This window comes from Pedobacter sp. GW460-11-11-14-TSB4, assembly GCF_059423705.1.
The window spans coordinates 539,360-553,232 of sequence record NZ_JBWKYI010000001.1; the positions used below are offsets into that span (position 1 = coordinate 539,360).

Annotated in this window: 11 protein-coding genes; 6 read left to right on the plus strand and 5 right to left on the minus strand. The window is 38.5% G+C overall.

Features of this window, described 5'->3' with window-relative positions:
• The first annotated feature begins 112 nt into the window (after nt 1-112).
• Nucleotides 113-1,621 (plus strand): bifunctional GNAT family N-acetyltransferase/carbon-nitrogen hydrolase family protein, encoded by a 1,509-nt coding sequence (locus AC07YT_RS02365; protein WP_086549300.1) that lies wholly within the window; start codon nt 113-115, stop codon nt 1,619-1,621.
• A 63-nt stretch (nt 1,622-1,684) separates the two neighbouring features.
• On the opposite strand, the gene AC07YT_RS02370 is transcribed toward AC07YT_RS02365, so the two are convergent.
• Nucleotides 1,685-1,891, minus strand: a complete 207-nt coding sequence (locus AC07YT_RS02370) for a hypothetical protein (RefSeq protein ID WP_086545979.1) — start codon at nt 1,889-1,891, stop codon at nt 1,685-1,687.
• 136 nt (nt 1,892-2,027) lie between these two features.
• Between AC07YT_RS02370 and queG the strand changes: the two genes are divergently transcribed.
• Nucleotides 2,028-2,963: a tRNA epoxyqueuosine(34) reductase QueG gene (queG, locus tag AC07YT_RS02375; protein ID WP_086549299.1), complete on the plus strand. Its 936-nt coding sequence runs from the start codon at nt 2,028-2,030 to the stop codon at nt 2,961-2,963.
• On the plus strand, nt 2,964-3,809 hold the full coding sequence (locus AC07YT_RS02380; protein ID WP_086545978.1) for a hypothetical protein: 846 nt from the start codon (nt 2,964-2,966) through the stop codon (nt 3,807-3,809).
• Here AC07YT_RS02380 and AC07YT_RS02385 read toward each other — a convergent pair.
• A complete protein-coding gene (locus tag AC07YT_RS02385) occupies nt 3,806-5,665 on the minus strand; it encodes a M1 family metallopeptidase (RefSeq protein ID WP_086545977.1) in 1,860 nt (619 codons plus the stop codon). The genes AC07YT_RS02380 and AC07YT_RS02385 overlap by 4 nt on opposite strands.
• 87 nt (nt 5,666-5,752) lie before the next feature.
• Nucleotides 5,753-6,706, minus strand: coding sequence for an exonuclease domain-containing protein (locus tag AC07YT_RS02390; RefSeq protein WP_086545976.1), 954 nt, complete (start codon nt 6,704-6,706; stop codon nt 5,753-5,755).
• Nucleotides 6,707-6,889: 183 nt separating this feature from the next.
• Between AC07YT_RS02390 and AC07YT_RS02395 the strand changes: the two genes are divergently transcribed.
• On the plus strand, nt 6,890-8,863 hold the full coding sequence (locus tag AC07YT_RS02395) for a transglutaminase family protein (protein ID WP_086545975.1): 1,974 nt from the start codon (nt 6,890-6,892) through the stop codon (nt 8,861-8,863).
• On the plus strand, nt 8,864-10,771 hold the full coding sequence (locus AC07YT_RS02400) for a DUF3857 domain-containing transglutaminase family protein (protein WP_086545974.1): 1,908 nt from the start codon (nt 8,864-8,866) through the stop codon (nt 10,769-10,771).
• A gap of 143 nt (nt 10,772-10,914) precedes the next feature.
• Here the strand turns inward: AC07YT_RS02400 and AC07YT_RS02405 are convergent, their stop codons facing one another.
• On the minus strand, nt 10,915-12,363 hold the full coding sequence (locus AC07YT_RS02405; protein ID WP_086545973.1) for an SDR family oxidoreductase: 1,449 nt from the start codon (nt 12,361-12,363) through the stop codon (nt 10,915-10,917).
• Between the two features lie 215 nt (nt 12,364-12,578).
• On the opposite strand from AC07YT_RS02405, the gene AC07YT_RS02410 reads away from it, so the two are divergent.
• A complete protein-coding gene (locus AC07YT_RS02410) occupies nt 12,579-13,364 on the plus strand; it encodes a murein L,D-transpeptidase catalytic domain family protein (protein WP_086545972.1) in 786 nt (261 codons plus the stop codon).
• On the opposite strand, the gene AC07YT_RS02415 is transcribed toward AC07YT_RS02410, so the two are convergent.
• A complete protein-coding gene (locus tag AC07YT_RS02415) occupies nt 13,361-13,804 on the minus strand; it encodes a hypothetical protein (protein WP_086545971.1) in 444 nt (147 codons plus the stop codon). The genes AC07YT_RS02410 and AC07YT_RS02415 overlap by 4 nt on opposite strands.
• Nucleotides 13,805-13,873: the final 69 nt, after the last annotated feature.

A 13,873-nucleotide genomic window follows, 5' to 3' on the forward strand; every position in this document is an offset into this window, starting at 1 on the left:
ACACAACCCACTGCCCTCCTTCTTCAGTTCGCAATGACGATCTGCCGAAAAAATAAAATCCATCTGAACATTTAAGTCCTTTCTGTGTTCATTAATGTACAAATCAAACAGTATGAATATTGAATTACGTAAACTAACGCTCGAAGATTACGCCGATCTTAAAGAATCAATGCTACAGGCCTACGACAGTATGGGTGGTTCCATCTGGCCGAAATCAAGTATTGCAAAACTTTTAAATATTTTCCCCGAAGGACAGCTTTGTATCGCCGTTGATGATAAAGTGGTAGCCTGCTCACTCGCCATTATTGTAGAATACGATGAATACGGCGATCGGCACACCTATAAATTAATTACTGGTGATTATTCTTTTACTACACACGACCCTAATGGCGATACCCTGTACGGTATCGAAATTTTCGTTCACCCCGATTATCGTGGACTACGTTTAGGAAGAAGGTTATACGAGGCTAGAAAGGAACTTTGCGAAAGCCTTAACCTCAAAAGCATTATTGCCGGTGGTAGAATTCCTGGTTATCACCAATACGCAGAGCAGTTGAGTCCGAGGCAATATATAGACAAGGTAAAAGCTAAAGAAATTTACGATCCTACGCTAACTTTTCAGATTTCGAATGATTTTCACGTCAGAAAAGTATTAAAGAATTACTTACCAGGCGATAAAGAATCGAAAGAATATGCCACCTTAATCGAGTGGAATAACATTTATTACCAGGGTATTGATGCATCAGCCCGTTCGGCAATGACCATCCGTTTAGGTTTAGTACAATGGGAAATGCGTTTATTCCCCAATATGGATGCGTTTTACGAGCAGGTAGAATTTTTTGTGGATGCTTTGAGTGGTTACAAATCAGATTTTGTGATGTTCCCTGAGCTATTCAATACCCCCCTGCTGCAACCATACAATCACTTACCAGAAATTGAAGCCATGCGCAAGCTTGCTGAAAAAACGGAAGAGATTGTACAAAAAATGCATGAATATTCGTTGAGCTACAATACCAACATCATTACGGGCAGTATGCCGCTCATTGAGGATGGTAAACTTTACAATGCCACATACCTTTGTCACCGCACGGGTAAAATAGATGAGTATAGAAAAATCCACATCACACCAAACGAGCAAAAATATTATGGCATGATTGGTGGCGATAAGGTGCAGGTTTTTGATACCGATTGTGGTAAAGTCGGCATTTTGATCTGTTATGATGTAGAGTTCCCTGAATTGAGCCGCATTTATGCCGATCAGGGGATGCAGATTTTATTTGTGCCATTCCTAACCGATACCCAAAATGGTTATACACGCGTTCGCCATTGCGCGCAGGCACGGGCGATAGAAAACGAATGTTATGTAGCCATTGCAGGTTGTGTGGGCAATTTACCTAAGGTAAATAATATGGACATCCAGTTTGCCCAATCAGCAGTTTTTACGCCATCCGATTTCGCATTTCCAACCAATGCCATCAAAGCTGAAGCCACACCAAATACCGAAATGGTGTTGGTGGTCGATGTTGACTTGCATTTGTTAGACGAACTGCACCATTATGGAACGGTAAAGGTGTTAAAAGACAGACGGAAAGATCTTTATCAGGTTAAATTGTTAAAATAAATACCCATAAAAAATGCCGGTCAAATTAATGTACCGGCATTTTCATTTTTAATCTAAAGCTAATTATTTTCTCATCACAAACCATATAATCAGACCAATAATTACAGCCAGTGGTAACACCCATTTTAAGGCTTGTCCACCTCCGTTTTCGTCTTTTTCAGTAACGGCTGGTTTTGCTGGTCCCGGATCTTCTTTGTGACTTTCGTAATCTTTTTCAATCGGTTTCGGAGCTGCTCCTGATTCCGTATGTTGTGGATCTATATTTTCCATGGCTAATACTCTAAAAGCTCTCCCGCTGGTTATTACTCCAAGCTGGATGAACCATAATCAATTAATTTAGTTTCTGTATGGAGAACAAGTGATTAATGAAAATGTTTTAAATCTTAAGCCTTATCTTTGCAAATCGGTGTACAACAATTATGCAAAATATAGCCAGCTGATCAAAGATGAAGCCCTGCGCCTGGGCTTTATGGCCTGTGGCATTTCCAAAGCTGAATTTCTGGAAGAAGAAGCACCCAGATTGGAAAACTGGCTGAACCAGAACCGGCATGGAGAAATGAAATACATGGAAAATTATTTCGATAAACGCCTCGATCCCAGATTACTGGTTGATGGTGCCAAATCGGTAATTTCCTTGTCGCTAAACTATTATACCGAAGAAAAACAGTCAGATCCTAATGCGCCGAAAATTTCTAAATATGCTTACGGACAGGATTACCATACTGTAATAAAAGATAAACTAAAAGAACTCACTCATTTTATAGAAGAAAATATTGGAGAAGTCTCCGGAAGGGCGTTTGTAGACTCTGCTCCTGTTTTAGACCGTGCCTGGGCCAAAAAATCAGGCATTGGATGGATCGGTAAAAATTCTAATCTAATCAGCAAAACCGATGGTTCTTTTTTCTTCCTTGCCGAACTGATTGTTGATCTGGAACTGGATTACGATCATCCTTATCAGGCCGACTACTGTGGAAGTTGCACCCGCTGTTTGGATGCCTGCCCCACTGATGCCATTATTGCGCCACAGGTGGTAGATGGAACGAAATGTATATCCTACCTCACCATTGAGCTCAAAAATGAGATCCCAAATGAGTTTAAAGATAAAATGAGCAACTGGATGTTTGGCTGCGATATCTGTCAGGATGTTTGCCCTTGGAACCGTTTCTCTAAAGCACACCATGAAGAAGCTTTTAAACCCGCGGAAGGATTACTGGATTTGAATGCAAAAGACCTGACCGAAATTACAGATGATGTTTTTAAAAGGGTTTTTAAGGGATCGGCAGTTAAGCGCACCAAATTTACCGGACTAAAAAGAAATATCAATTTTCTTAAACCTGAATAAATGAAAGGATTATCTGCATTTCTTTTATTGGCTTTTACTTTCATTTTTGCGAATGCACAAGAGCTTCAACTCCATAAGAGAAAACCAAATGCTTTAGGCGGAAAAGAATTTGCATTGAGCATCAGTGATAGCAGCTTAAGCCTGATGAATCGTGAAAAAATAATATTCAAGGAGATTAAAAAAGGTAATGTACCTGATTTTTTACGAAAACTTGTAAAAATCGAAATGGATTTAATAAGTGATCAAAAAACATATCAGGTTCGTTATTACGTATTGCCTGATTATTTTGCAATTGGTAGCAGCAGCGATTTTTTTTATGTTCCGATGACGCCTATTTTAGCGCAGAAAGTTGCCCGGCTAATCAAATGCTCATTACCTACCAAACTTTTGGTTGATCAGATTTATAAAGAAGCAAAAATAAAACTGGCTCCCCAACCTATACCGCCTACAAAAGCAATGACAAGCTTACCAGTTTTTATTGCGCACACCGATTCTATACTCAGTCAGCTTAAGCCGGTCATGGCTAATCATCAGTCAGGAGAACTTACTGCAGGTAATAAAAAAGATATTATTATTTCAAATAAGATTTACGGGGAATCAACACCAAGGGTAGTCATTTATGGTTGGCATAAATTAGATGGAAAGGCCATTCAGCCGGTATACAACAAACACACCAATACCTGGGCTGATTACAGCCATGGCGTTAGATTAACCCAAAACAAGATTTATATCAATCATAAAAAAACATCTCTTAAAAAGGTTTTAAGAGATGCTGAGTTATGTCGTATTTTTAGTGATGAAGGTAAGATCGACCAACCTTATTATCCTGTTTTTAGCTCTTATTAATTCACTGAAAAGCTATTATCACTTTTAACCTTATCTGGTGTATGTGGATTTCCCATCACTACTTTAGTTAACTTTTTAGTAGTTGTGATATTGATTTTAACCTGTTTGTCGCCTTTTTCCCAAATGCCGATTGTACTGTGATTCTTTTCAACAGAACCATCTTCATAAGTTAAGGTTAAATCAACTGGCATGGCTTTAGCACTTTTATTCTCCACAACAACGCTGTATCCGCCTGAAGTTTTATCCACTGCCCTTATAGCCATATCGGTAACACCATCATCAAAAAACCAGGCCTTCCAAAACCAGTTTAAATTTTTACCACTACCTTCATTCATGCTATTAAAAAAATCGTAGGGCATTGGGTGTTTGCCATTCCAGTTTTGGATGTAGGTGTGTAAAGCTTTGGTAAACAATTCATCGCCCAGGTAATCTTTTACATACAAATAAGCTAAACCAGGTTTAGGATAAGAGTTGGTAAATGATCCTGATCCTTTTAAATCAGGCGTTAAGGTCATAATGGGGGTATCGTCTTTCCCACCTGAAGAGGAAGCAGTAGGCTGAACGCCGTATTCATCAACAATCGTAGAATCAATCATCGGAGAAATCAACCACTCGCCTATGGTGGCCCAGCCTTCATCCATCCAGCCATACTTGGTTTCGTTGATGCCCATATAAAACGGAAACATGGTATGAAAAATTTCATGGTCAGTTAAGGTAATAGCATCTGTGCGATTGTCAACCGGATTATCATTTACCATCATTGGATATTCCATCTGATCTAAACCATCAAATATGGTTTCATGGTTATAAGGGAAAGGCCATTTCGGGAAAGTATAACTCATTGATTCTACCGTTTTACGGGCAAAATCGATCACTTCGTAATAATCTTTGTGCTTCGGGTTAAAAACAGCATCAACACGTGTTCTTCTTTTCGTTTTAGGATCAACCACTAAACTGCTCGATTTCCATAAATAATGATCACTCAAAGCAAATACAAAATCGGTCACGTTTTTAGCTTCGAACTTAAAAGTGTTATAAGCATTAGGTTGTGTTACTTTTTTACCGGCTAAGTCTTTATCCGTAATTACATCAATTACAGCATCGTTTTTTTCTGCAGATAATATTCTCGAAACAATATCTTTCTGGAAAACCTCTGAAGGATTTTTCAAATCGCCGGTTGCCCAAACACCATACCCTCCCGGCACCGTAATCGAAGCATTAAACTGGTCGAAGTCGTTATAAAACTCTTCAGCTCCGGTATATGAGAATTTGTTCCAGCCATCTACATCATCATAAACCGCAATGCGCGGAAAAAAGTAAGCCACAAAATGTGAGCCCTCATCTACCTGACCTGTACGCATATGCGAGCCTTTATTTAAAGTGTAGCTATAATCAATACTAAAGCTAATGGTTTTGCCAGGCAGCACAGACGGGACATTAACGGTCATGTTGGTTCCATCTATTTTAAAATCAGTAATTGATTTTCCGTTCGCTGCCAGTTTTTCTATCGCAACCCCGTCACCAAGATCAGATTCTGCCAGTTTTGATTTTCTTGGCGTTCCCTTTTTGTACAGATTTGGATAAAGCTTAAACCAGATTTCCTTCAGTGTATCAGGACTGTTATTGGTATAAGTTACCTGAACCTTACCTTTTAAAAACCTGCTGACAGGATTAAAATCTACGTTCAAATCGTATTTTGAAGTATTTTGCCAATAGTTTTTACCAGGCTTTCCGTTCGTATTTCTGGTCTCCTTTTGATAGGCTTTCTGAAATACAGGTTCAATAGGCAAGGATATCTGTGCGCTGGCATAAAATGCCACACACCATAAAAGGCAAAATATTTTTATAGATTTCATTTTTTGAGTTTTAGGGCAAAGCGCTTTGCGTTTAGCGTAATGTTATCTTTAACCAACCAATCCTAACAGTTAACCGATTAACCAACCTTACTTACCGAACTTCATTTTCAATTGCTCCAACATATCCGTATTAATCGGCTGTGCAGGTTTTTCTGGCTTAGGTTGAGGCTTTTGCTGATATTGAGGTTTGTTTGCCGGTGTATTATTTTGAGGTCTGGGAGCCCTGTTCTCATTTTTCTTGGCATTAAATTTTGCCCACTCCTCATCTAATTTCTTCTTGGTGTACAAAGGGAAATCACCTTGTTTCATCCAGGCATAATAACTAGGCTCAACAGAGAATACCTGAGCGGTGGTTTTGCCCTTGTGTTTTCCAAAGTTAAAACATACCTCATCGTTATCATTGTAAACCAAACGGCCGGCAAAATCTACAGGTTTATTAATATTGGTAAAGATATGCAGCGCATCTACATCATTTACAACCGGAATACTTTTTACACCCTGTTTGCTTTCGAACTCGGTTTCCTTGTACATTTCTAACTGTCCAAGTAAAACTTTATAGGTCGCAATTACATCCGCTTCTGCAGCGTGTGCATTAATTAAATCTTCCTGACAATAGAATTTATAAGCCGCTTTTAATGTACGTTGCTCCATTTGGTGGAATATATTCTGTACATCCACAAATTTGCGGTTGCTCATGTCGAAATCAACTTCTGCCCTTAAAAATTCTTCTAAAAGCATTGGAATATCAAATTTATTCGAATTGTATCCCGCCAGATCACTTTCTCCTATAAACTCGGCAATTTCTGCAGCCAAAGTTTTAAATGTAGGCTCATTTGCAATGTCTTCATCATAAATACCATGTATTAACGAAGTTTGCAACGGGATCGGCATTTCTGGATTTACACGCCAGGTTTTAACAAGTTCAGAACCATCTGGCATGGCTTTTAAAATCGCTATTTCAACGATTCTGTCAGCTCCAACATTAACTCCAGTAGCTTCTAAATCAAAAAATGCTAAAGGGCGCTTTAAATTTAATTTCATTTCTTATGATGTGAGATTGGCGACATTAGATTTGAATCGGAATGTCAAATTCTTTTTTTCAAAAGTGCTAAAAAGGTTTCATTAGTTCTGTAAAACAGCTTTATTAATTTATAAATTTAATTGTCAAATTATTTTAGAATGTTAGTTTGTAGGTTTAAATTGCGGCAATTTATATACGCTCAAATGAATAAGACATTAGCCATACTATTCCTCCTCTTTTTATCACTAACCACTCAGGCTCAAAACTTTAACTTTGGAGCCATTACCTACGACGATTACGAATTCGACAGAAAAAAATTAGACAGTAATGCCAATGCTATTGTTTTAAAAGAATTTGGTACAGCATCTATTCAACGCGACGACAATACCGGCAGTTTAGAGTTGATTTTTGAACACCATGTAAAAATCAAAATATATAATAAAGAAGGCTTTAAGGAAGCCAATATTGTTATTCCAACCTATAAAGATGAAACCCGCGAAGAAACAATCAGCGAGTTAAAAGCTTCTACCTTTAATTATGTCGACAATAATTTTGTGGAAACGATTATGGATAAAAAGGCCATTTTCGTCGAAAACAGGTCAAAATACACCAGGCTGACCAAATTTACGCTTCCAAACCTCAAAGAAGGCTCGATCATCGAATACAGTTACAGGTTAAAATCGCCTAACTTATTTAATTTCAAAACATGGGAATTTCAAAGCAGCATTCCTAAGGTAATCAGCGAGTATTTGGTTTATATTCCGGGCATTTACAATTACAATGTTTCTTTGCGTGGTTTTCAAAAACTAACTGATCAAAAAGTTGAGCTGAACAAAGAATGTTTAAGGCTTTCGGGTGTAGCGATCGATTGTTCAAAAATCAACTACATGATGAAAAATATTCCTGCATTTATTGAGGAAGATAACATGACGGCGCCCAGTAATTTCAAATCGGCCATTTATTTTGAGCTTTCTGATGTTCAGAATTTAAATGGTGGTAAAACATCTTATACCAAAACCTGGAAAGATGTTGATTATGAGTTATCGTCTTATAAAACTCTGGGCGATCAGATGAAAAGGAAAGATGTTTTTAAAGATCTTATTCCCGAAATCACAAAAGGGAGTACAACTGATCTGGATAAAGCAAAAGCCGTTTATCATTACATCAAAAAACAAATCAAGTGGAATAATTATTATGGAAAATATTCAGAGGATAACATAAAAAAGGCACTGGAAAACAGATCAGGTAATGTAGCAGATGTGAACCTGAGCCTAATTGCGGCACTTTCTGCGGCAGGGCTAGATGCGGAGGCCGTTATCCTTTCTACCCGCGATAACGGTACTGTAAATAAGCTTTATCCGGTAATGAGCGATTTTAATTACCTGGTTGCCAAAGTAAATATTGCCGATAAAAGTTATTTATTAGACGCTACCGAACCCCTTCTACCCTTCGGTTTATTACCGCTCCGGTGCATTAACGACCAGGGAAGGGTAATTAATTTAAAAAAACCATCTTACTGGATCGATTTAAAGGCCAGTCAGAAAACCACTACCAGTTATATCCTGGTGGGAAAAATGACTACCGATGGAAAAATCATTGGCACTTTAACCACCCATACCATGGGTTATGCTGCATTGGGCAAGCGTAAAGATATTCTTCGTTACAATTCTCCGGACGAGTATGTAGAGAAACTTGATGAAAGGCTAACCAGAATTAAAATCCAGGATCATAAAATCGAGAACCTGGATAGTGTAGAAAATGCTTTGATAGAAAAGTACGAGGTCGAGTTTACCATAAACGATGGTACCAATAAAGAGCAGTTCTATTTCAGTCCGTTTTTTATTAATACCATCTCGAAAAATCCCTTTAATTTAAACGAGCGCACCTACCCTGTTGATTTGGGTGCAGCATCCGATGAGCGCATTATCATTAGCGTAACCTTACCAGCGCAATACCAATTGCTGGAGAAACCAAAAGACATGGCCATAGCTTTGCCCAATGCCGGTGGAAAATATTTATTGCAAACGGGTTTAGATGGAGACACAATTTCGGTAAACCAAATTTTGCAGTTTAACAATGCTATTTATCAGCCGGAAGAATATCTTTTCTTAAAGGAATTCTACAGTAAGATTATCCAGAACCAGAAAACAGAATTTTTATTAAAAAAAGCAAACTAAATGAGATTTTTATTCACGGTGTTCTTCCTGCTTTTACTTTCAGTTACTGGCTTTGCACAAGATAATTATGATGTAGATTTAATTCCTGCCAATCTGCGCAACCGGGCAAACGCCTGTATCAGAAATGAAGAAACTACCGTTGATATGCGCTCGCCCGACAATGTCATGCTCAATGTAAAAAAAGCCATTACGGTATTTAACCAAAATGGAGAGGATGAAGCACGTTTGGTAATCTATTACGATAAAAACATCTCAATTAAAGGTATAAAAGGAGAAGTTTACAATAGCGTTGGCAAACTCATCAGTAAGTTTTCTCAAAACGACTTTGCAGATATGAGCGCAGCCGATGGCTTCTCGTTGTTTGTTGATAGCCGCATAAAACATTATTTACCATCGGTTAACCAGTATCCTTACACCCTGGTTTATAATTATGAAATTAGAAACAAACAAAACCTGATTATACCTGACTGGAATCCGAAACCAGCCGATGATGTTTCGGTAGAGAAAAGTACTTATACCTTTATTTGTAAGCCAACAGACCAGGTCAGGATAAAAACCCAGAATTATAGTGGAACACCAGAAGTACTAACAGACGAAAAGCAGAAAAAAACAATCTGGAAAGCCAATAATATCCTGGCTGTTAGAACTGAGCCCTATAGCCCGGCACACGAAACTTATGCAACCAACATCCAGATTGCTCCTCAAGCGTTTTATTATTACAACCATAAAGGCAGTTATACCAACTGGCAAGAGCTCGGCAAATGGATTTATGATGATTTGCTGGCAGAGCGCAAAGCCCTGCCGCCTGCCACCATTGAAATGGTAAAGGATCTGGTGAAAAACGAGAAAACAGAGAAAGATAAAGCACGCAAAATTTATCAATATTTACAGGACAAAACAAGGTATATCAGTGTACAAATTGGCATTGGAGGTTTTCAGCCCATTGCAGCCAGCGAAGTAGACCGTTTAGGATATGGCGACTGTAAAGCTTTAGTAAACTACATGCAAAGCCTGCTCAGTGCGGCAAATATAGATTCTTATTACTGTGTCGTATCGGCCGGTTCTGAAAAGAAAAGCATGGATCCAAAGTATGCCAGCATGGTACAAGGCAATCATATTATCCTGTGTATGCCATTACAGGGTGATACGACGTGGTTAGAGTGCACCAGCCAAAAAATCCCTTTTGGTTTTTTAAGCGATTTTACGGATGACCGGTTAGTGCTAGCCTGTACCCCCGAAGGAGGGAAATTATTGCATACACCAAAACTAACAACCGCTGAGAACCTGCAGGTCCGTAAGGCCGATTTAACCATTCAGTTAGATGGAAGTGTATCGGGCAGGATGAATACCGTTTATGCCGGCTCGCAATATGAAAATCAGGAATCACTGATTGGTAAATCGATAACCGAACAGCATAAATTATTAAAAGAAACTTACAACATCGACAATATCGATTTCGAGGCGGTTTCCTTTGCGCAGAAAAAAGATATATCACCCAAATTAACGGAAGAAATAAGCATTAACATCAGAAATTACGCCCCCGTTAATGGAAATAAAATGTTTTTGCAGCTTAATGCATTTAATCTGAGGAGATCGATTCCCGAAATCAAGAATAGAACCCTGCCTGTTTATATTAACCGTGGTTATACCGATGAAGATACCATAGTTTATACCTTACCAGACAATATCAATACAGAATTGATTACTGCACAAAACAAAGCATTTAAAAGTCCTTTTGGGGAATATGTATGTAAGGCAAGTTTAGCGGGCAATAAACTGACCTATTACCGGAAATTTATACTAAATGATGGTACGTTCCCTGCGGCGCAGTATAACGAGTTCTCGAAATTTATTAATGATGTAAATTCTGCGGATTATTTAAAGTTAGCCCTTAGCTTAAAAAAATAATCCCGAGACCGATACCAATAATCATAATTAAGTACATCAAAATTTCTGTTGAAGCAAATTTCTTGTATTTGGTCCAGAAAGTGTAATCATTTTCTTCGTTTGGCATTTTAGATTCTTTATGCGGCAAAAATAGGGAAATAGATTTAATTATTGGGTTTATAAGTGGTAATCTCCCGCGCCATGCCTTTAAAGAGGATAATATGAAATGGCCACATGGCATACCAATATATCCTGCCCCACAAACCTTTAGGCCTAAAGGTAGCGATCTGCGATAAAAATGCTTTTCCATGAAACTCTACTAGTTTCAGTTCGAGCCATGCCTCACCAGGCACTTTCATCTCGGCATACAATAACAATCTTTTACTCTTTCTGTCGGCAAGCAATACACGCCAGAAATCGAGCACATCTCCGGCCTGAAGATCAATATTACTGGTTCTTCCTCTTCTGGTACCTACCCCACCAAACATTTTATCTAAAAAGCCACGTAAATGCCAGAGCCAGTCCATAAAATACCAGCCTCTATTGCCACCAATGCTCCAGATGTTTTCAAAAACTTCTTCCGCCTTGCGTTCAAAGGGCATTTTAACTTTATACGCCAAGGTTCCATTCTGCGGAACCTTAATCTGATCCATAAAATTCGAATTTAAATAACCGCGGTTAAGGGCATCTTTCCAGCTCGAAACAATAGAATTCTGATCGATTTTCTCGAAGGCTAAGTGTAAAGATTCGGCATAACTTAAACATTTTCGTGGTACAACTTCCTGAATGCGGTGATCTTTACATATTACTTCATTTTTCATACTATCTACCAAACTACGGGCTAACGAATAAGGTACGGGTGTAATCATATTCAACCATAAAGACGATAATCGGGGTGTAAGTACCGGAACCGTAATGATCCATCGTTTTAATCCGCGTTCTTTAGCATAGCCTAAAAGCATTTCGCGATAGGTTAGCACATCAGGACCACCAATATCGAATGTTTGGTTAAACGCTTGCTCACGCTGTAAAACACCAAGCAGATAAGCCAGTACATCGCGAATACCAATTGGCTGACAGCGTGTTTCTACCCATTTGGGCGTAATCATGAAGGGAATTTTTTCAGTTAAATCTCTTATAATTTCGAAGGATGCACTTCCTGATCCAATAATAATAGCTGCCCGTAAAATGGTACAGGCTTTACCCGATGATTTAAGTTCTTCTTCCACCGCTAACCTCGACCCCAGGTGTTTAGATAAATGTTCATCATTGGCAATGCCGGTTAAATAAATAATCTGCCTGCAATTGGTTTTGCTGATGGCTGCTGAAAAGTTTTCGGACGAAGCCTTTTCCATATCTGAAAAACCGGTCTGGCTTGAAGACATGGAATGAACCAGGTAATATGCGGCATCAATATCTTTCGGAATTTCGTTTAAACTTTCTGCATTGAGTAAATCGCCTGTGATAATCTTAACCTGATCACTTAAATCAGACTCAGAAATAAACCTGCGCTTATCCCTAACCATACAAACGATTTCGTGCTTTTCTTCTAGTAATAGCGGGAGTAGTCGGGTGCCAATATAACCGTTTGCTCCGGTTAATAAAATTTTCATGCTGTACAGGTTTATTACATAACACTAAATGAAAACGATTGTTAGCAAGATTCATTTCCACGAAATTAAATTCACATTCTTAAAAGCTATATCCACCTTCCTTAAGTCACAACAATGTAAAACCAATTGTATTTTAAACACTACAAAATGATTTAGGGCAACATTTGAGTAAAACAACCGTATAAATAGCTCAATATCAAACTAAACCATACTGAATGAAGAAATACATCCTGGACATTGCTACGATTTTTTTAGTGGGTATGAGCATTGTCGGAACAAGTTGGAAAGCAGTGGAGCTTCCCCACACACAACAAGAAATAGTTAAACATGTCGCTGCAGATAGTTTATACAATCAATACATCTCAAATATTTATCACCAGGTTCATTTAGATTCTGCCGGATTAAATGAACAGGTTTTCGAAAAGGCCATAACCGGATTTTATAATTTAAAATATTCTGGTCTATTACACGCCAAATCTATTTTAACCATTGCCGATTTCGATCAGGAAAGCTGTAAAAAACGCTTATACATTATCGATCTTGCGAGCAAAAAACTAATCTTAAATACCTGGGTAGCGCACGGGCAAAACAGTGGTGGCGATAAACCATCCTATTTTTCAAACCAAATCAATTCCAATCAGAGCAGTTTAGGCTTTTATTTAACCGGCGAAATCTATTATGGAAAACATGGCCGTTCGCTGAAACTAGACGGCATGGACCAGGGGTTTAACAGTAATGCACGCGAAAGGTCTATCGTGGTACACGGAGCCAGTTATGTAAGCCAAAAAAGTATTGATCAGTTGGGTAGACTAGGCAGAAGCCAGGGTTGCCCGGCTGTTCCGGCTAAGCTGGCCGATCAAGTGATCAACACCATTTCAGACCGAACGGTGCTGTTTATCAATAATTCAGACCAGCAATACAATTCATCATTTTTAAATGAAACACTGGCTGCAAGTGTTGTTTTAAATCAGGAACAGATTTTAAGCGCTCAAATGGATTAATAGTGCTTAATATTTTTGGCATTTAGGTTTTTAGGTAGTATTCTGGTAAAAATCGATTTACAACTGGCAAGTAAATCCCAAACCCAACGGTTACTGTCTACCCCTTTTTCGCCGCAATCAACAACCTCAGCACGCTTGAGCAGTTTTTTAACCAAAGCCTGGATCCATTTTATTTGTACCATGCGGTTGAAGGATAAACCCAGGTAATCGCAGTACACGTGTACGAGGATTTCTACAATGAGCGAAGCGTTAGAGATAGCCAGTTTCTTGCCAAAATGCTGTTCATAATCGGCTTTAATGGTATTGGCCATTAGCTCAAATCTGGCATCTGCTTTTCCATCGAGATAAGCCCAAAGTTCTGCATTACTGTACACACGGATTAATTGAGGCTCGAGCCCGACTTTAATTTTATTCCCTTCTAATTCGTAAACTTTATCCATTCATTAAAAATCAATTGTAGCAGTTAGATCGAGATATTACCGGATTGTTAATCAATTCGATATAAAAAT